Annotated in this window: 19 protein-coding genes and 1 tRNA gene; 9 read left to right on the top strand and 11 right to left on the bottom strand. The window is 29.0% G+C overall.

Going from position 1 to position 18298, the window contains the following annotated elements:
- Positions 1 to 356 precede the first annotated feature (356 nt).
- From JEY78_RS02465 to JEY78_RS02445, 5 genes are all read right to left on the bottom strand, one after another.
- Entirely contained in the window at positions 357 to 566 is a 210-nt protein-coding gene (locus tag JEY78_RS02465) for a hypothetical protein (protein WP_291846508.1), read from the bottom strand.
- Between the two features lie 332 nt (positions 567 to 898).
- A complete protein-coding gene (locus JEY78_RS02460) occupies positions 899 to 1396 on the bottom strand; it encodes a hypothetical protein (protein ID WP_291846507.1) in 498 nt (165 codons plus the stop codon).
- A 2-nt stretch (positions 1397 to 1398) separates the two neighbouring features.
- On the bottom strand, positions 1399 to 1692 hold the full coding sequence (locus tag JEY78_RS02455; protein WP_291846506.1) for a helix-turn-helix domain-containing protein: 294 nt from the start codon (positions 1690 to 1692) through the stop codon (positions 1399 to 1401).
- Positions 1693 to 1784: 92 nt separating this feature from the next.
- Complete coding sequence (locus tag JEY78_RS02450) at positions 1785 to 2534, bottom strand: hypothetical protein (RefSeq protein WP_291846505.1); 750 nt, start codon at positions 2532 to 2534, stop codon at positions 1785 to 1787.
- Between the two features lie 165 nt (positions 2535 to 2699).
- Positions 2700 to 4034 carry a tyrosine-type recombinase/integrase gene (locus JEY78_RS02445; RefSeq protein ID WP_291846504.1) on the bottom strand — a complete coding sequence of 445 codons (1335 nt, stop codon included), beginning with the start codon at positions 4032 to 4034 and terminating at the stop codon, positions 2700 to 2702.
- A gap of 368 nt (positions 4035 to 4402) precedes the next feature.
- On the opposite strand from JEY78_RS02445, the gene JEY78_RS02440 reads away from it, so the two are divergent.
- Entirely contained in the window at positions 4403 to 5554 is a 1152-nt protein-coding gene (locus tag JEY78_RS02440) for a glycosyl hydrolase 53 family protein (protein ID WP_291846503.1), read from the top strand.
- A 51-nt stretch (positions 5555 to 5605) separates the two neighbouring features.
- Here JEY78_RS02440 and JEY78_RS02435 read toward each other — a convergent pair whose 3' ends face one another.
- The 6 genes from JEY78_RS02435 to JEY78_RS02410 all read right to left on the bottom strand — a co-directional run bounded on the left by JEY78_RS02435 (position 5606) and on the right by JEY78_RS02410 (position 11258).
- The gene (locus JEY78_RS02435) at positions 5606 to 8101 is read right to left on the bottom strand and encodes a TonB-dependent receptor (protein WP_291846502.1); all 2496 of its coding nucleotides are present in this window, start codon (positions 8099 to 8101) and stop codon (positions 5606 to 5608) included.
- A 222-nt stretch (positions 8102 to 8323) separates the two neighbouring features.
- The gene (arfB, locus tag JEY78_RS02430; RefSeq protein WP_291846501.1) at positions 8324 to 8725 is read right to left on the bottom strand and encodes an alternative ribosome rescue aminoacyl-tRNA hydrolase ArfB; all 402 of its coding nucleotides are present in this window, start codon (positions 8723 to 8725) and stop codon (positions 8324 to 8326) included.
- Complete coding sequence (locus tag JEY78_RS02425; RefSeq protein WP_291846499.1) at positions 8725 to 9321, bottom strand: ATP-binding protein; 597 nt, start codon at positions 9319 to 9321, stop codon at positions 8725 to 8727. The genes arfB and JEY78_RS02425 overlap by 1 nt, the downstream gene beginning before the upstream one ends.
- Positions 9291 to 9914: a nicotinamide riboside transporter PnuC gene (gene pnuC / locus JEY78_RS02420; RefSeq protein WP_291846498.1), complete on the bottom strand. Its 624-nt coding sequence runs from the start codon at positions 9912 to 9914 to the stop codon at positions 9291 to 9293. Before pnuC ends, JEY78_RS02425 begins: the two co-directional genes overlap by 31 nt.
- Positions 9911 to 10627 carry a geranylgeranylglyceryl/heptaprenylglyceryl phosphate synthase gene (locus tag JEY78_RS02415; protein ID WP_291846497.1) on the bottom strand — a complete coding sequence of 239 codons (717 nt, stop codon included), beginning with the start codon at positions 10625 to 10627 and terminating at the stop codon, positions 9911 to 9913. The genes pnuC and JEY78_RS02415 overlap by 4 nt, the downstream gene beginning before the upstream one ends.
- On the bottom strand, positions 10620 to 11258 hold the full coding sequence (locus JEY78_RS02410; RefSeq protein WP_291846495.1) for a 4'-phosphopantetheinyl transferase superfamily protein: 639 nt from the start codon (positions 11256 to 11258) through the stop codon (positions 10620 to 10622). The genes JEY78_RS02415 and JEY78_RS02410 overlap by 8 nt, the downstream gene beginning before the upstream one ends.
- 91 nt (positions 11259 to 11349) lie before the next feature.
- On the opposite strand from JEY78_RS02410, the gene ahcY reads away from it, so the two are divergent.
- From ahcY to JEY78_RS02370, 8 genes are all read left to right on the top strand, one after another.
- Positions 11350 to 12666 (top strand): adenosylhomocysteinase, encoded by a 1317-nt coding sequence (gene ahcY / locus JEY78_RS02405; protein ID WP_291846494.1) that lies wholly within the window; start codon positions 11350 to 11352, stop codon positions 12664 to 12666.
- Between the two features lie 80 nt (positions 12667 to 12746).
- A tRNA-Ala gene (locus JEY78_RS02400) sits at positions 12747 to 12820 on the top strand.
- A gap of 251 nt (positions 12821 to 13071) precedes the next feature.
- Positions 13072 to 14340 (top strand): site-specific integrase, encoded by a 1269-nt coding sequence (locus JEY78_RS02395; protein WP_291846492.1) that lies wholly within the window; start codon positions 13072 to 13074, stop codon positions 14338 to 14340.
- A 202-nt stretch (positions 14341 to 14542) separates the two neighbouring features.
- Positions 14543 to 15388, top strand: coding sequence for an RteC domain-containing protein (locus JEY78_RS02390; protein WP_291846490.1), 846 nt, complete (start codon positions 14543 to 14545; stop codon positions 15386 to 15388).
- Between the two features lie 229 nt (positions 15389 to 15617).
- Positions 15618 to 15899: a helix-turn-helix domain-containing protein gene (locus tag JEY78_RS02385; protein WP_291846488.1), complete on the top strand. Its 282-nt coding sequence runs from the start codon at positions 15618 to 15620 to the stop codon at positions 15897 to 15899.
- Between the two features lie 61 nt (positions 15900 to 15960).
- Positions 15961 to 16644 carry a hypothetical protein gene (locus JEY78_RS02380; protein WP_291846486.1) on the top strand — a complete coding sequence of 228 codons (684 nt, stop codon included), beginning with the start codon at positions 15961 to 15963 and terminating at the stop codon, positions 16642 to 16644.
- 289 nt (positions 16645 to 16933) lie between these two features.
- Positions 16934 to 17668: an ATPase gene (locus JEY78_RS02375; RefSeq protein ID WP_291846814.1), complete on the top strand. Its 735-nt coding sequence runs from the start codon at positions 16934 to 16936 to the stop codon at positions 17666 to 17668.
- A 41-nt stretch (positions 17669 to 17709) separates the two neighbouring features.
- Positions 17710 to 18009 (top strand): helix-turn-helix domain-containing protein, encoded by a 300-nt coding sequence (locus JEY78_RS02370; protein WP_291846484.1) that lies wholly within the window; start codon positions 17710 to 17712, stop codon positions 18007 to 18009.
- The last annotated feature ends 289 nt before the right edge of the window (positions 18010 to 18298 follow it).

The raw sequence follows: 18298 nt of genomic DNA, 5'->3' as shown, positions 1-18298 counted from the left end.
TTATTTTTTACAATAATGTTTTATAAGTATTTAATATATTAATATTTAACCCCCCCCTTTGTATAAATTTACAGTAAGTAAAATTCTAACTAGCAGTCGATGTAGGTATATTGTTTTGTGTATGGATTTGACCCCATACCGGGTATTTTATTTTTAATATTTTCTTAATCAATAATACACTAAATAAAAAAGAGAGTGTATATCTCTCTTTTATTTTTAATATTATTTATATTATTATATATATTAAACCTCTAGGTGTATTGCACTTAACCTCTAGGTGTATTGTATTAAACCTCTAGGTGTATTGTATTTAACCTTTAGGTGCATTGCACTAAACTTATTGAAATATTGAGTAGTTACAATTTTTCAAGGTCATTAATACTTAAAAGGTGTGCATCATCTTTAGAGTATTTATATGCACCTTTTTGTGTAATTACTGTTATTTCTTTTTTTTCTCCAAAACAAACCAATACTTGACCCTCCTTTATATTGTTATATAATTCAATATACCTTTTATTATTTTGGTGAACTCTTTTAATCAATTCGTAATACTCTAGTTTATTCATACTTTTATTGACGTGTTTAGTGCTGACTTTAAAAATTTTACGAAAATAGTTATCATTGGCATAACACTTACCCGAATTACACAAACCTCTTATTAACAAGTATAGTTGTTGTTCAAATGGAGTTAAGTAAAATGGTGTATTTTTGTTAGATGACATTTGTATAAACCATATTGGTAGTTTGATATAATTTGTTTTATCGTTCATATTATTGATGTATTATTTTAGCCTTTAAATTCATTATTTTGTATATTTGACGTGTGTATGACTTTAGCCAGTAACACATTTTTTGTATAAAAACGGTGCCAATTATAGCACCGTTTTTTATTTTATAATTATGCTGATTTTAAGTATTTTAATGAATTATTATAAATGAAAGGGTGTTCTTGAAGTATGTTAAAAGTTTCCTTATTATTCTTTGGTATAAACCCTTTAAAAACATCTAAAACAATAGTTTTCCAGTCGTCAGAAAATTGTATTACTATTAAATGTTTTTTTATGTATTTTGAAGTTTCAAAATTAATTTCGGGAATATCTCCAAAAAAAGAACGTTTATTTTGGCTAGGTAGTAAACCAGTCCATAAATAGCACCTTTCCCAATTTGTGTCTGTTCTTAACCTCAATATAATTTTAAAATCTTTTCTTTTTGTGTTTTTATAACCTTTTCCTAGATATTTTTCAATTCTTATTTTGCGTGTGAAAACATCATTTTTCTTTGGCTCTTTAGAGAATGTAATTAAGTAATCTTTTTTAAATTCAATTTCATTGCACACTCTATAAAATTTACGTTCAAATCTTTGTTTAGCCGGAGGAATTACATTTTTTGCATTCATAATTACAAAGTATTTGAGTTGTTTAAATTAGTTTCAATCTCACTTAATTTGTAATAGGTACGGTTTCCATATTTATAACTTTTGCAAAGTCCTTTATTACTCCAGTCGTTTAATGTTGTTAAACTAATAGAGAGCATTTTTGCAGTTTGTAACCTCGTTAAATAGGTTTCTTTACTGTTTGGCTCTAATTCCTTTTTAAACTCGTTTAACTTGTTTTGTACTCCTTGAAGTATTTGTTCTGTTAGTTGTTCCGGAGTGCAGTTGTGTAATTGTGTAATACTGTTGTTTACTACCATAATATTAAATTTTTTATTAAACTATGGTGTAAAATTACATTCGAAGTATTTCAGACTATTTCATTCTATTTCTGAAATATTTCATTTCTTTTTTAATCGTTTTTATATGGTATGTTATTACTTTCAATAAATTCTTTTTTGAGGTCGTTTAAATATTTATTTAAACCTTTTTCGTTTTTCGAATTACCTATTTTTGAAAATTTAGTTCCGTTATAGGTTAATAAAAATTTTTGAAAATCAGTTTTATAGCAATTAATTTTAAAATCATCTATGCCATATAAAAAATGATATATTTCAGAATATTTAGTTGGTTTTTTATTTTCAAAATAAGCCTTATCAATATGCTGAAATAATTCAAAACCGTAAGGAGTGAAATATTTTGTGTAATTTTTAGAATAATTCTCACTAACATTAAATTGAATTTCAATTTCATTTTTATAATCAATCTCAATCATTCTTTCAATTGTTTTAACTCTTAAAATGTTTTTTAAAACTCTTTCAGCTCTTGAAGTGTCGATTAAAATTTGATAACTATTAGCGAAATAAAGAAAATCCGTTGTATTGTTAAATTCAACTTTTCCAGTATTAATACTAAATACATTTTGAAATTGGTCGTTATAATCTAAATCTCGTATTATATGACCTCTAATGTTATGCAGTTCAGCAATTTTATGACTATTTAATAAATGTGGTGCCAGTTGAATGTCAATTTCTTCTCTTTCATTTATCATATAATCATTAAGGAGGTTTGTAAAATAAATTTTTAATTTATTAAGTTCCTTTTTTTCTGAATTACTAATAATATATTCAAATATATTATTGCCTTTGTATTCCAATTTCATAATGTATAAATAGCCAGTAAAGGAGGTTTTACCCTCCTTTTAATTTGTAACAATAAATTTAGTGTTTTTTACTTAAAAGCAATTCTCTTAAAGTCTTTAAGCGGTTAAATTCTGTTTGAAATTGTTTTAATTGGTTTGCGTTTTCTTTTTGTGTTGTTGTCATAATTAAGCTAGTTTTAAATTATTATTAGTAAAAAATTTATTTAATCTTATTTTTTCAGCACGTTCAATATTATTCACTTTTATATAGTTATAAAATACCTTTTCAGTTTTGTGTCCACTAATAGCCATAATATCAATTGTAGGCATTCCGGATTTATAGGCATTGGTACAAAACGAACGTCTTGCAGTATGACTACTTATTAAATCGTATTTAAAATATTTTATAGTTGATTTTTTACCCCCTTTTGTAACTGTTTTGGTTTCTATTGTATTTATTTTGGCAATGGATCCAATTTGTTTAATGGCATAGTTTAAATGTTGTTCCGGCATTGTTTGAGGTGGTGTACCGTTTCTTTTTTTTAGAATAGCGTTAACCATTGGATTTATTGGTATGGTTAAATTTGCACCGGTTTTAGTAGTGGTAACGTTTAAATACTGAATACCATTAGCAGTAATAATATTGTTTTTAGATAGGTTGTTAAAATCTGAAATTCTCAAACCCGTATTTGCACCAATTAAAAATAAATCTCTTGCATTTTCTAACATTGTTTTAGTCAGTTTCAAAGTTTTGTTTTTTATAACTGTTTTGTAGTCTGTTAAATCGGCATTATAAATTTTTAAAAGTTCATTTTCTGTTAAATAAATATTGTTTATCTCTTCAGTAGGTTTTGTAAAATAGCGTTTTTTAAAATCTGTATTGTTGTGAAAATCTTTTTCGAATGCAGCATTCAAAATAGTTTTTAAAATCTTTATTTGAGTGCCTATATAATTTGTGGAGTAATTTGAATTATATAAGTACTTTAAAAAATCATCGTAAAAATCTAAAGTAAGTTTGTCATACTTCAATGTATAAACAGTATCATTAAACTTTTTAAATATATTATAGCTATTGGAGTAAGTTTTTGAGGTGTTTTTTGCTAAAGGTTTTTTAGTTTGTGGTAAGGCATTTATTTTATAATGCTCAATGTACCATTTGAAAAAAGGTAAAAACTCCAGGTGTTTAATATTATTTTGTTGCCTGGTTTTCTTTTTAAAAAATATATCGAGCTCATTAGTTAGTAATAGGTTTGTAACGGTTAAACCTCTATTAATTGTTAGGTCTGAATATAAACCCTCTAAAAATGTTTTTGTTTTATTTAGTTGGTTATTAATATTAGTTTTGTTTACCTCTTCATTAACATTTTTAACGTTTTGATATTTTACACTCCAATTTTTAGAGTTAATAATTTTCAACCCGGTTGAATACCGTATTCTATTTTCAGTACCGTAACTGTAATTAATGTAAATAAGTGCTGAGGTTTCTTTTCCTTTTCGGAGTGTAAATTTGAATGTTGCCATAATATAAGACTTTAACCATATCAAAGATATTAAAAAAACGACACACTTTAACTAATAATTAAAAGTGTGTCGTTTTTTGTGTCGTTTATTTTCGTTTGTATCTGTTTTTAATCGGTTTTAGGTGTTCGGTTGTCTCTATTGTTAAATAAGGGTTTAGAGTGCGTTATATTTAGTATTCCCGTAGTTTTAAGGTTTTTTTAAAGTCTGTTAATAAATAAATTTGTAGCCCTGGTGGAGCTACTACTTAAAAGTAGCTTAATTTGAAGCTACAATTTAGCTACACTTTTTAATTTTTACAAATAGGTAGATTAATTAAATGTTTTTTATATCTTTATAAATGTATAATATACAATTATAAGTTTTATTCAATGAAAAGCCTTTATAAAATAGTACATCTTACCTTGCTAATTTGCTGTTTCTCCTGTGGAGATTCTAACGTTGCCCAAAGTGATGATGAAATTATTGAAACTCCAGAAAAAGTGATTAGTTTTTATTATGGTGCGGATTTATCTTACGTAAACGAAATGTTAGATTGCGGAGCTACGTATAAAAATAGTGATGGAATTGTAAAAAACCCTTATAAAATATTTAGTGAAGCTGGTACAAATTTGGTTCGTGTTCGTTTATGGCATAATCCTACTTGGACTAATTATTCTAATTTTGAAGATGTTAAACTAACGATTACCAAAGCAAAAGCTGAAGGAATGAGCGTGTTGTTGGATTTTCATTATTCAGATACTTGGGCAGATCCTGCAAATCAAGAAATTCCAGCCGCTTGGCTTACTAATATTAATAACACTACGGTTTTATCAGAATTAGTATACAACTATACGTATGAAACTTTAAATAATTTGGCAAGTGCCAATTTATTGCCTGATATTGTTCAAGTAGGAAATGAAATTAACCCAATGATTTTGCAACATGGAGAATTAAAATGGCCTATTGATTGGGTAAGAAATTCCATATTAATAAATAAAGGAATTAAAGCTATTAGAGCTGTTTCAAAAGAAAAAAATAAAAATATTGAAGTGATGTTGCATATTGCTCAACCAGAAAATGGTTTGTGGTGGTTTAAAGATGCCACCCAAAATGGAATTACAGATTTTGATTGGATAGGATTATCCTATTACCCAATTTGGTCAGAATATAAGTTAAATAACCTTTTAACTCCTTTAAAAACTTTAGTAGATACTTATAAAAAAAGGTTAATGATTGTAGAAACAGCGTATCCGTTTACGTTAGAAAATGCAGATAGTGCAAATAATATTTTAGATAGCAATGCTTTAGTTACAGGGTATCCAGCTTCGGAAATTGGTCAACTTAATTATTTAAATAAATTAAAAGAAATAGTTAAAAATGCTGGCGGTGAAGGGATTGTTTATTGGGAGCCAGCTTGGGTTTCTACTAGTTGTAGTACACTTTGGGGGAATGGTTCTCATTGGGATAATGCTACATTATTTGATCATAATAATAAGGCAACGTTGGGAATGAGTTTTTACAATGCTTCATTTAAAGAATAAATTAAATGGAAGTAAATGGTGTTTTAATTTCATTTACTCCCATTTTAAAAATTAAAATTTAATAGTAGTTCCTATTAAAAAATTTCTTGTTGCTTGTGGATAATAAAACAACTCAGTAATTGCGGGGGCATTTGAATTTGTTGGTCGGTAATAATAACTATAGGTATAGCCGTTTGAAACATATTCCTTATTAAAAATATTATTTACCAATAAATTTAACGAGATTTCTTTTACCCAACTTGGGTTAAGTTTTAGTGAAGCATTGAAGTTATTAGTAAAATAAGCATCCATACTTTTAAAATTACTTGTAGTATTGTCTAAATATTGTTTTCCAACATATTTAGAAATAAAACCAAGTATCAACTTTTTAGTTGGCGCATAAGAAATGGTGCTTCCAGCAACAATACTTGGTGAAAATGAAATGTCTGTATTTTTAAAAGTGGTTGAAATTGCATTATAAGCAGTGTCTTCCCATGTAATTGGATCGTATTGGCTATCATAAACAATATACTCAAATTGTTTAATTTTATTTTCGCTTAATGTGGCGTTTGCATCAATCCTAAATTTGTCAGAAAACTTATATCCAGCTTGTATTTCAATTCCAGCTCTATAACTTTTATCTACATTTTGTCTAATAGCATCACCAACATCATCAAGTTCACCAGTTAAAACTAATTGATCTTTATAATTCATATAATAAAGATTGGTAATTACGTATGAATTTGAGGTTTTAAATTTATAACCAAACTCAAAATCTTGTAATTGTTCTGATTTTGGTGTTACTGGATTTTTAATTAAATCGTCTCTATTTGGTTCTCTATTTGCAATTGAAAAAGATCCATACACAGAATTTTTAGCATCAAAAGTATAGCTCAATCCAAATTTAGGATTGAAAAACTGGTAGTCTTTTTTCACATTAATCCCCAATAAATCTGATGTTGTTCCTTTAGATTTGTAATCAATAGTTCTGTATTGTAAGTCAACAAATGCCAAGGTTTTTTCATTAATATCGTACTCAGTTTTTAAGTACGTATTAAACTCTTTTTTTTCGCCATTGCTAAAATAATATTGAGCTTCAGAATTAATTTCAACGGGAAAAGAATCCCAAATTAATTCGCCAAAATGATCACCGTCATATTTGTTGAAACCACCACCTAAGGTAATATTCAAACTTTCTTTTTTGTAATTTAAATTATATACCAACGCATAAAAACCATTGTCTAGCCATCTACGTCTAATTACAGCTCCTTCTTCATCAACATTTGAGTTGTTTGGAAAATAATCTCCAACTTCTTCAAAAGGTTTAAATTGTTCAAAATACCCTTTTCCTGAAGTGTAATTCCCGGCAATATTTAGGTTTAAATAATCATTAATTGTTTGGTCAAAAAGTAATTGATAATGCGTTTGTTTATAATTATCAACTTCATTTTTATAGGTGTAATGGTTGTATGTTCTACCAGGATTACTTAATAAGTTAGCAATTTGTTCGTCTGAAAAACCATACCCTTCGTGATCTATAAATGTTTGAATACCATCTACATCTTTTTCTATCACAGCTTTTGGAGTTCCATACCAAGCTTGTTGGGTAATTTCCTGACCACCAAAAACGATGGCTTTTAATGAAGTTTTTTCAGTGATATAACCTAATTCTGTATAATAAGATGACAGGTCCGAAGCAGATCTATCTACATAGCCATCACTTGAAATTTTAGACAATCTAGCAGCTGCGTAAAAGTTGTTTCTAATACCTGAGCCAATACTTAAATTGTGTTTTCTTGTTCCGTATGAACCTACTGAATTTGAGGTTTCTGCGTATGCTTCTTTTTGTGCTGATTGTGTTTTAATATTTAAACTTGCTCCAAAAGCACCTGAACCATTTGTGGAAGTTCCAACACCTCGTTGTAATTGAATATCTTCTACAGAAGATGAGAAATCAGGCATATTTACCCAATATGTTCCGTGACTTTCACTGTCATTGTAAGGAATTCCGTTAATGGTAACATTTACTCTTGTGGCATCTGAACCACGAACACGAATACCTGTATAACCAACACCTGCACCAGCATCAGTAGTTGTAACAACTGAAGGTAATTGGTCTAATAAAATAGGTAAATCTTGTCCTAAGTTAGAAGCTTCCATTTCTTTTTTAGAAATGTTTGTAAACGCAATTGGCGTTTTTTCATTGGCACGTGTTGCTGAAACCAGTACTTCATTTAAGTTTACAAAACTATCAGCCATATCAATAGTAATAAATGTGTTTTTGTTTAAATTTACAGATACTTCTTTTGGCTGACTAATGGCACTTACCACTAAAATGTAGGTTCCTTTTTTTAAGGAAATAGTAAAATTTCCTTCAAAATCTGTTGAAACTCCAGTGGAAGTTCCTTTAATTAAAATACTTGCTCCGGGTAAAGGAGTTGTTCCATCTGTAACTCTACCAGATAGTTTAAATAATTCTTGGGCATTTATTTGAATGCTAAATACCATAAATACTAAAGCTACTAATACCTTCGCTTTTTGAAAATAATAATTTGATTTTTGTTTCATTTTTTTAAAATAAAACGATTTAAAAAGAGGTAATTAATCGATGGTTTGAATAATTAACTGTTTGCCATTAAACACGTTGTGTGTTTAGTTTTTCCCTTAACAGCATTACCTGTTCAGGTTCATTGGGTTTGATCTCAGCCGTTTTAGGCACCCCTTTTTGAGACGATGCAAACTTAACTATAATAATTGTATTATAGAATAATTTGTTTGAATTTTTAATTACTAAAAATTAGGCTTTTGTCTTAAAACCTTTTTTATAGCAACATTTTTCTTTTTATCTATTCGTTTTTGAATACTAGATTTGGTTGGTTTTGTTGCTTTTCTTTTTTTGGGAACTTTTAAGCCGTTTTCAATAATAGAAAAAAAACGCTTTATAACTAGTTCTTTGTTTTTATGCTGACTTCTGCTTTCATCACAATTTAATAAAAGCATATTTTCCTTGGTTAATTTTGATTGTAAATTTTTTATAAGAAGTATTTTTTCATCATCAGAAAATTCAGAAGAATTTTGAAGGTCAAAAATTAATTCCACTTTTGAAGAAACTTTGTTTACATGTTGTCCGCCAGCACCACCACTTCTAACTGCTTTAAAATTTAATTCTTTTATTATGGCTTCTTTATTCATTATTTTTTACTTGGATAGCTTTGTAAATTAGGTAAAGCTTTTAATATTTTATCTATCTCAGCAATGGCTGTTTCTAATCGTTCTTTTTTTTCGCCTTTTAAAATAATATATGGACGGTTGTGTTTTTTCAATCCAGCTTCAAAAGCATTAAACATTTCTAAACGTTGATTTGGTCTATCTCGCAAATCGTCTTCTTCCCAAGGCGTATCAATATATGTTAAAAGATATAAATCATATTTGTTTGAAATTGCCGCTTTTTCTAAATCTGGATGCACATAACCTCCGTAATATTCTTCAGAATAAATTTTTGTCACCAATAAATCAGTATCACAAATCAATAGCTTATCAGCTTTTTGCGCCAATTCATTTTCTAATTTCATTTGCCCAACAGCAATTGGTAATAGATCTGAATTTTCACAAGTTTCACGATTGTTGTTCCATTTATCTTGTAAGTATTCACGCGCATATTCGGGTGCCCAAACGGTATTGTAGTGCCTGGCTAAATGTTTTGCAAGTGTTGTTTTTCCAGAACTTTCAGGTCCGTATAAAACAACTTTAGCAATGTTTATATTTTTTTGTTTAAGAGCTTCTTCCATTCTAAATATCCAAAAATTGCAATAAAAGTAAATATAAGGTATTGAAAACTTGTAAAGGTAAATCCTTTATAAAAATATAATGGTACAGAAATTATATCCCCAATAATCCAATAAATCCAGTTTTCTATTTTTTTTCGAGCCATTAACCACATTCCAACAAAGAAAATAGCCGTTGTAATTGTATCAACATAGGCAACCCAACTGGTCCATTTATCAAAACTTTTGTACACTATAAATACAAAAAACAAGGTTAAAATAAATATAATTGCTGAAGTTATGTTCTCTTTTTTTGTTGTTGATGTAATTGGAGTGTGATGCGTTTCATCTACTTTTCGTGTCCAAATATACCAACCATAAACGCTCATAATAAAGTAATAACCGTTTATCATCATATCACCTAATAATCCCCATTTTAGCAATAAATACACAAAAATACTGGTGCTGATCATTCCAGTTGGATATACCCAAATATTATTATTTTTAGAACTCCAAACAGATAAAAAACCAAAAATTACTGCAATAATTTCTAGTGAAATATCAATGGTTTCATAATTGCTGTATTGGCCAAAAAGAATATTAAATAGTTCTGTCATATATTTTGAAATGTATTATTTTCAAAAGCGGTTCCAATAACAACTACGTCGGCCCCATTTTCATAAGCATTTGTCAATTGTTCCTTAGAACGAATGCCGCCACCTACTATTAATGGAATTGATATGTTTTTTTTAACTTCTGAAATAATATTAGAATTCACCACCATTTTTGCTCCGCTACCAGCTTCCAAATAAATAAGTTGTTTGCCTTTATACATCCCTGCAACCGCTGTTGTTACTGCTAAATTAATATTATTTTGAGGTATTGGTGTTGTTTTACTAACTTTTAAAACGGATGAATTTGTGCCTCCATCAATTAAAATGTAACCTGTTGGAATAATTTCTAAGGTTGAATTTTTTAAAAACGGAACAGCTTTAATTTGTTGTTCAATTAAATATTCAGGATTTCTACCAGAAAGCAATGATAAAAATAACAATGCATCAGCTTTATTGCTTACTTGTGAGTAATCTCCTGGAAAAAGCACTACAGGAATTTGAGTATTTTTTTTTAATATTTCAACAAAGGTGTCAGTTAATCCGTTTTCAACAGTGCTTCCACCAACAAAAATAAAGTTGGCTTTTAAAGTTTCAATTTTTTTTGAAATTGAAGGAATCTCTTCTAAACTAGTTTTATCAGGGTCTAATAAAATGGCTAATAATTTTTCACCTTTTTTTGAAGCTTCTTGTATGTGAGAAAGAATTGAATCAATCATTGTTATTAGTATCTAAGGCATACACCAAGGTAAAATCATTTAATTGCTCAAAACCAATGTCGTAAAATTTATCCCAATCATACGTTCTAATATGTCCTTTGGTTTTTCCGTCTTTCATTTTAAAAGATTCAATATCTATATCGTTTTTAAAAGTTAATCCACCGTGCGGATAAATCTTGTACAAACTTTCTTTTCCTCCCCAAATAACCGTTAATTGTTCAATATAATCATCATCTTCGCTAATAAACCAACGTTCAAAATTCACAAACTTATGTTGAATTATTTTTATTTTTTCTCTGTTTTTTTCAATATCAATGCCAACTTCAACATCACTAACAATTATTGCCGAAAAAGTAAAGGAATGTGTGATAGAAATATGTTTACCATCCTTTAAATGAGGTTTTCCGTTATCATTATAATATAAGTCAGCATCGCTATAACCAGCAGCTTTTAATAAATGTCGAACACTTAAAAAGCCACGCTGATGCAATTCAGATTTCATAGAAAAAAGACGTTCTTTACTACTGTCAGTCAACTCTATAGTTGAATTTAGCGCATCAAAAGTTTCCTCAATTTTCCAAACAAAAATTGAAGTAAATGAATTTGGTGTAATTGTTTTATATAAAGGCATTTAGTTTCTCAAATGGATTTTGTACTTTTGCAAAATCTAAAAAAATTATAAACTTTTAATTGTTTTTAATAAACAAGCAAATTTAATAAATATGAGTACAGAAACATCAACTTACGTAAAATATAAAGTAAAAGACATCAATCTTGCAGATTGGGGACGTAAAGAAATTCAATTAGCGGAAGCAGAAATGCCAGGTCTAATGAGTTTAAGAGAAGAGTTTAAAGGACAAAAACCATTAGCTGGTGCAAGAATTGCTGGTTGTTTGCATATGACAATACAAACGGCTGTGTTAATTGAAACGTTAGTAGATTTAGGTGCTGAGGTTACTTGGAGTTCTTGTAATATTTTTTCAACCCAAGATCAAGCTGCTGCTGCAATTGCTGCTGCTGGAGTTTCTGTGTATGCTTGGAAAGGATTAAATGAAGAAGAATTTGACTGGTGTATTGAACAAACCTTATTTTTTGGCGAAGACAGAAAACCGTTGAACTTAATTTTAGATGATGGTGGAGATTTAACCAATATGGTGTTAGATCGTTACCCAGAATTAGCTGCAGGAATTAATGGTTTATCTGAAGAAACTACAACCGGTGTTCACCGTTTATATGATAGAGTGAAAGCTGGAACATTGCCAATGCCAGCAATTAATGTAAACGATTCTGTTACTAAATCTAAATTTGATAATAAATACGGATGTAGAGAAAGCGCTGTAGATGCAATTAGAAGAGCAACAGATGTTATGTTGGCTGGTAAAAGAGTTGTAGTTTGTGGATATGGAGATGTTGGAAAAGGAACAGCAGCTTCATTTAAAGGAGCAGGTTCTATTGTTACAGTTACAGAAATTGATCCAATTTGTGCGTTACAAGCTGCAATGGATGGTTTTGAAGTGAAACGTTTAGATACTGTTGTTGGAAATGCAGATATTGTAATTACAACTACAGGAAATAAAGACATTGTACAATCGCGTCATTTTGAAGCAATGAAAGACAAAACAATTGTTTGTAACATTGGACATTTTGATAATGAAATTGATATGGCTTGGTTGAACAAAACATACGGAAATACCAAAGTTGAAATTAAACCTCAGGTTGATAAATACACCATTGGTAACAATGAAATTATTTTGTTGGCAGAAGGACGTTTAGTTAACTTAGGTTGTGCAACTGGTCATCCAAGTTTTGTGATGAGTAATTCATTTACAAACCAAACATTAGCACAATTAGAATTATGGAATAACCGCGATGCTTATAAAAATGAAGTGTATATGTTACCAAAACATTTAGATGAAAAAGTAGCACGTTTACATTTAGCTAAAATTGGTGTTGAATTGGAAACCTTACGTGAAGATCAAGCAAAATATATTGGTGTTGAGGTTGAAGGACCATTTAAGCCAGAATACTACAGATATTAATAGCTGAAATTAATTATAAAAAAAGCTTCGTAAATATATTTTTACGAAGCTTTTTTAGTTATTTTTGAAAAATCTAACTTGGGGATGTAGCTCATCTGGCTAGAGCGTTTGACTGGCAGTCAAAAGGTAGTGGGTTCGACTCCCATCTTCTCCACTTTTAAAAACACAAAAAACAACAAAACCCTATAAACACTATGTTTATAGGGTTTTTTAATTTTACTTATTCTTCAAAATAACCAATAAAACGCAATAAAAACTAAATAAAAGGGGGCTTATTCGGGGTCACTAAAAAATTAGACATCAACTGACCCCGAATAGCGCTGTATAGCTTGAAAAATATAGGTCTTCAAAATATTTTTTGATTTATTTTTTGTATATTTATACTTTAAAATTGCAAAAAAAACTATGAATAATTCCTTCTCACTACTATTTTATATCAAAAAAAGCAAAGCAGACTTTAATGCAAAAGCTAACATTTACCTTAGAATTACTGTCAATGGTAAGCGTTCGGAATTCAGTATTAAAAGAAAAGTTCCAGTTGATAAATGGAATCAATCCGCGAATAGAGTAAGAGGTTTTTCTAAAGAGGCACAAGAAATAAATCAATATATTGATGTGATTTCGAACAAAATCAATAAAATACACCAGCAGTTTATTGAGCAGAATAGTACTTTTTCGGCAATTCAAATACGAGATACGTATCTGGGAAAAAACGAAAATAACAAAATGGTGTTGAAGTTGTTCCAGGAGCACAATGACCAAGTTGAAAATTTAGTAGGTAAAGATTTTGCACCACTCACAGCGGTAAGATATAAAACTGCTAAGATGAGGTTAGAAGAGTACATTCAAAAAGAATATAAGATGGATGATATACCTATTAAGGATGTGGACCATAAATTTATTACAGGTTATGAATATTTTTTAAAAACAGAAAGAAACTGCGGCCATAATTCTGCAGTAAAATATATCACAAATTTCAAAAAGATTGTTCGTATAGCGTATGCAAATGATTGGATTGGGAAGGATCCATTCTTTAACTGGAAGGCAAAATTAAAAATTGTAGATAGAGAGTTTTTATCTGAGGAAGAGATTCAAAAGATTATAGAAAAAGAGGTGCATATTCCAAGGTTGGCATTAGTAAGGGATATTTTTATTTTTAGTTGTTATACTGGTTTATCGTATGTGGATGTTAAAAAGTTATCCAAAGACAATATTGTTCGTGGAATTGATGGGAATTATTGGATTAAAACAAAAAGAACTAAAACGGATACAAGAAGTAATATACCAATTTTATCCAATGCTCAAGTAGTAATAGACAAGTACAGCAATCATCCCGACATAGTTAATAGTAATGCTATTATACCAATTTTAAGCAATCAACGAATGAATTCCTATTTAAAAGAAATAGCAGACCTATGTGGAATCACAAAAAACTTAACATTTCATTTAGCGCGTCATACATTTGCAACAACCGTAACGTTAACAAACGGAGTGCCTATTGAGTCTGTAAGTAAAATGCTTGGTCATAAATCTTTAAAAACAACGCAACACTACGCTAAAATTTTGGACAGAAAGGTAAGTGATGATATGGCAATTTTAAAAGGAAAATTGGCGATTAAAAATTCTAAAGCAGCTGAAAACAGTACTTCTACAAATTCTAAAAAATCAGTTTAAATAGTAAATTTTAATTTTTTATAAGGTTATTTTAAGGGAAAATGATTTGTGCTTTTCATTATTTTTATGCTATTTTGCTATTAAAAATAATTGCAAATTTCTTTAAATCAATATAATTGTTATGATATCTATATTTTTAATAAATATGGATAATGATGCATTGATTTAAGTTATTACATCTCAAAAAATACTTAAAAAGATTGTGAATAAACTATGCGTTAAAATCGTAAAAGATTTAGAAAAAGAATTAAAACATATTGAAATTGAAAACGATGATATTTTAATAACTTCAGAAAAATGTATCACTAAAATTCGACAGGCTTTAAAAGAAACAAGAAAAATTGTTTTAACAAATGAGTTTAAGTCTAAATCCGATGAAATTGAATTCTTTAAAATAATAAAGCCAAGATTAGTTTCAAAATTTATTTATTATGCCAAAATATTTAAGGTCATAAGTAAAGTACCGAAAGGGAATGTAAAAGTTCAAAAGAAATATTTGGAAAATGAATTAAGGGTGATGCAGACATATTTTAATGATCATCTATTATTCTATCACTATTATCAAAAAAATGGCCATCATTCAGATGAATTATTTTTTTTAAGAAAAAACAAAAACATCAATATTCAATTTGATTTTGAAGAGTCTTATTCAGATGATGAGTTTACAACAAATCTAGATACAACATTTTCAAAATTCAAAGCCTTTGAAAAAGCAATCATATATTTTAATGCTGAAATTGTAAAGCTCGATTCGAATCAAAATAATAATTCCTATTATTTAAATAATAAAAAATCAAACTTAACCTGGACAGCTAAAAAAGTTTATTTAGTGGAATTGATTTACGCCTTATTTGGAACTAAAGCAATAAATAATGGTCAAATTGAGATAAAAGAAATTGCTGAAACCTTTGAAATTATGTTTAATATTAAATTGGGAGATTATTACAGGACTTTCCAAGAAATTAAGAGGCGTAAATTAAGTAACACTAAGTTTTTGAGACAGTTAAGTGCTAACTTAGAAAAACAAATAGCAGAATCTGAAAAATAATTCCCCAACTTGGGAAATTATTCCAAAAAATTTTCTCTCATAAAATTTGATGCTTCAGAAATTTTAATTCTAAAATTGGAGCATTAAAGAGTATGAAATAAGTTCAAATAAAATGTTTTAAAATTTCATAGTAACCTTGGGAAATTAGGAAAAATATCTTGCACATCTTTGCTTTATAAAGAGAAACAAATAACCTCTTTAATTATTAATAACTTAAAAATTGTAAAAGATGGCAGCAAAAATTATTACTCCAGAAGATTTAAATGAATTCAAAGTAGACTTGTTAAATGACATTAAATTGTTAATTACAAATCAAACAGAACCACAAGCTAAAAAATGGTTAAAATCTCCAGAAGTAAGAAAACTTTTAGGTATTTCAACCGGAACATTACAAAACCTCAGAATAAACGGAACAATTCCATACACAAAAATGGGAGGTGTTATCTACTACGATTATGTTGAAATAATGAAAGTACTAGACCAAAATACTGTAAATAAATCAGAAGATTAATTTATGTTTTTTTGGCAAATTTACAGAAGTACAAAAGTTTTTAAACTTCAAATTCAACCCTATGAATTACATCAAACACCTCAACGGTGTATTAGATCAATTTTCAAAAGATAACCGCTTAAATCCAACACATATAAGCTTATACATTGCTTTATTCCAGTTTTGGAACTACAACCGATTTCCTAATGAATTTTATATAAATCGAGAAGAAATAATGAAGTTTTCTAAAATTGGTTCTAATACAACATATCATCGCTGTATTAAAGAGTTAAGTCATTGGAAATATATTCTTTACAGCCCATCGCACAATCCTTTTAAAGGCAGCAAAGTGAAGTTGTTTAATTTCAGTACAAGCGATAAGCAAGACTTGTATTTAGACTCTACCATAAATGGACAAGCGCTGGTATCTAATACAAACATGTTTAAACATAATATAAACTTTATTAAACTAGAGGCAATCGCAAAAGAAAAATTGATTTTAGAATTTTTTAAAAAAGAAAATTATCCAGAATTGGAAGCCAAAAAATTCTTCAATCATTACCAGGGAATTGGATGGAAAGTTGGAGGAAAAACAAAAATGGTCGATTGGCAAGCTACGGCCAGAAGTTGGATGCTAAAAGCAAAAGAAATGAATTTGTCAGTTCGAGCGCAGTCGAGAACAAACAATGAAAACAATTTACCACTTGACCATTTTCAAGACAACCTCCACACCAACCAAAACAAAAATTACGATGAACCTTTGTAAAAATAAAAAACGTCATTCTCAGCTTGACTGGGAATCTTATCTAATGAACCTAAATCAAACCCGACCTATTTGAATTTTTGTAGAAATTCAAAATTGTGAAGCGTTTGAGCAAACCAAAGAGCGAAGCGGTCTGGTGGCGAAAGCAAAACAATTGTAGAATTCAAAGAAATTAAAATCAGTCTTGATTTTTTGTTTCGTTTTGCATCAAGGCAAAATGAAAAGAACACCAAGGAAACCTAAAAATAAGTTTTTATACGCCAAAAAAATTCAAAAACTAAAAATGACCACTATGAACCCAACACCTCATATCAAAACCGAAGGAACCTCAAAATTCCAAATAGGAGAAATTAGAGATAATGTAATTCACTACGATTTTGAAAAAATAAAAACCTACCTTAACATCAAAGGACATTTGCTATTTGGCAAAAACTTCAAAATCTACAAAGAAGACGAACCGCTAATTTTTAAATTATGCTGCTATTACATTCAAGACCATTACAGTTGTGCTCAAATGGGAATCGACACCAACAAAGGAATATTATTGACAGGTCCAGTAGGTTGTGGAAAAACCTCTTTAATGAAATTATTGTTACACTTGGCGCCACACAAAACAAGCTATGAAATTATTCCAACCAGGAATATTGTATTCAGCTTCAACTCATCCGGTTTTGAAACCCTGGAGCAATACAACCAATCAAAAAATTACTGTTTTGACGATTTAGGAGTGGAGCCAAAAGGAAGCCATTACGGAAAGGACCTCAACGTATTAGGAGAAATTTTACTATCGCGCTATGACCTTTTTACACGTCATCCTCAGATTATTGAAAATCGCTCACTGAGCGAAGTCGAAGTGAAAGCCAACAGCCAACAACCAATCACTAACAACCATAGTAAAACCCACATCACCACCAACCTCAACGCACAAGAAATTGAAAAACGTTACGGTAATAGGGTTAGAAGCAGATTAAGAGCAATGTTTAATTTAATAAGCTTTAGCCAAAATTCTATTGATAAAAGAACTTAAAAATTATTTCATAATTTTAATAGGTTTAAAATGAATAAATTATGGAATCAAAATCAACTATTTTACTACACAACATCACGCCTGATGAATTTAAAGAAGCATTAATCTTAAGTTTAAAAGAAGTTATTCAGGAATTACTTCTTGAAACAAAAAAAGAAAAACCATTAGAATACTTAACCCGGAAACAAGTAGCTGAAATTTTTAAAATTTCTATGGTAACTATATCCGACTGGAATAAGAAAGGAATTCTAAAACCGTACCGTATTGGAAATTTAATCAGATATAAAAGCAATGAAATAGAAGAAGCTCTTACCGAAATTCCATTTCGTCGTTACAATTAATGGAAATTCCATAAAGCATAAATAAAAAAGCTCCTAGAAAGGAGCTTTTTAAAAAAAAATTGCTATGAAAAAGATGTAGGCCTATGAAAACCTACGCTTCAAATATAGAATAATTTATTAAAATAAGTTTCTAAAAACTTCACATTTTAAATGGCATCAACCAACCAAAAACAAACAGTATAAAAATTAACATTTATCATTTAAAGCTTAAATTATTTTAAGTACTTTTAACCTTGTTTGATAAACAAGGCTTTGCCCATTATCAAGTAAAAACAAATGTTATGAAGAT

This window comes from Lutibacter sp. (assembly GCF_016342705.1).
Taxonomy (GTDB): domain Bacteria; phylum Bacteroidota; class Bacteroidia; order Flavobacteriales; family Flavobacteriaceae; genus Lutibacter.
The sequence above is the reverse complement of the archived record's forward strand: the minus strand, read 5'-3'. Positions and strand labels throughout refer to the sequence as shown.

What these genes read in the sequence shown, in the direction of transcription:
- JEY78_RS02415 (WP_291846497.1), bottom strand. Translation starts at nt 10,627, where the DNA reads ATGATTGATTCAATTCTTTCTCACATACAAGAAGCTTCAAAAAAAGGT.
- JEY78_RS02395 (WP_291846492.1), top strand. Translation starts at nt 13,072, where the DNA reads ATGAATAATTCCTTCTCACTACTATTTTATATCAAAAAAAGCAAAGCA.
- arfB (WP_291846501.1), bottom strand. Translation starts at nt 8,725, where the DNA reads ATGAATAAAGAAGCCATAATAAAAGAATTAAATTTTAAAGCAGTTAGA.
- JEY78_RS02425 (WP_291846499.1), bottom strand. Translation starts at nt 9,321, where the DNA reads ATGGAAGAAGCTCTTAAACAAAAAAATATAAACATTGCTAAAGTTGTT.
- ahcY (WP_291846494.1), top strand. Translation starts at nt 11,350, where the DNA reads ATGAGTACAGAAACATCAACTTACGTAAAATATAAAGTAAAAGACATC.
- JEY78_RS02440 (WP_291846503.1), top strand. Translation starts at nt 4,403, where the DNA reads ATGAAAAGCCTTTATAAAATAGTACATCTTACCTTGCTAATTTGCTGT.
- JEY78_RS02385 (WP_291846488.1), top strand. Translation starts at nt 15,618, where the DNA reads ATGGCAGCAAAAATTATTACTCCAGAAGATTTAAATGAATTCAAAGTA.
- JEY78_RS02445 (WP_291846504.1), bottom strand. Translation starts at nt 4,034, where the DNA reads ATGGCAACATTCAAATTTACACTCCGAAAAGGAAAAGAAACCTCAGCA.
- JEY78_RS02410 (WP_291846495.1), bottom strand. Translation starts at nt 11,258, where the DNA reads ATGCCTTTATATAAAACAATTACACCAAATTCATTTACTTCAATTTTT.
- JEY78_RS02455 (WP_291846506.1), bottom strand. Translation starts at nt 1,692, where the DNA reads ATGGTAGTAAACAACAGTATTACACAATTACACAACTGCACTCCGGAA.
- JEY78_RS02380 (WP_291846486.1), top strand. Translation starts at nt 15,961, where the DNA reads ATGAATTACATCAAACACCTCAACGGTGTATTAGATCAATTTTCAAAA.
- JEY78_RS02450 (WP_291846505.1), bottom strand. Translation starts at nt 2,534, where the DNA reads ATGAAATTGGAATACAAAGGCAATAATATATTTGAATATATTATTAGT.
- JEY78_RS02465 (WP_291846508.1), bottom strand. Translation starts at nt 566, where the DNA reads ATGAATAAACTAGAGTATTACGAATTGATTAAAAGAGTTCACCAAAAT.
- pnuC (WP_291846498.1), bottom strand. Translation starts at nt 9,914, where the DNA reads ATGACAGAACTATTTAATATTCTTTTTGGCCAATACAGCAATTATGAA.
- JEY78_RS02370 (WP_291846484.1), top strand. Translation starts at nt 17,710, where the DNA reads ATGGAATCAAAATCAACTATTTTACTACACAACATCACGCCTGATGAA.
- JEY78_RS02435 (WP_291846502.1), bottom strand. Translation starts at nt 8,101, where the DNA reads ATGAAACAAAAATCAAATTATTATTTTCAAAAAGCGAAGGTATTAGTA.
- JEY78_RS02375 (WP_291846814.1), top strand. Translation starts at nt 16,934, where the DNA reads ATGAACCCAACACCTCATATCAAAACCGAAGGAACCTCAAAATTCCAA.
- JEY78_RS02460 (WP_291846507.1), bottom strand. Translation starts at nt 1,396, where the DNA reads ATGAATGCAAAAAATGTAATTCCTCCGGCTAAACAAAGATTTGAACGT.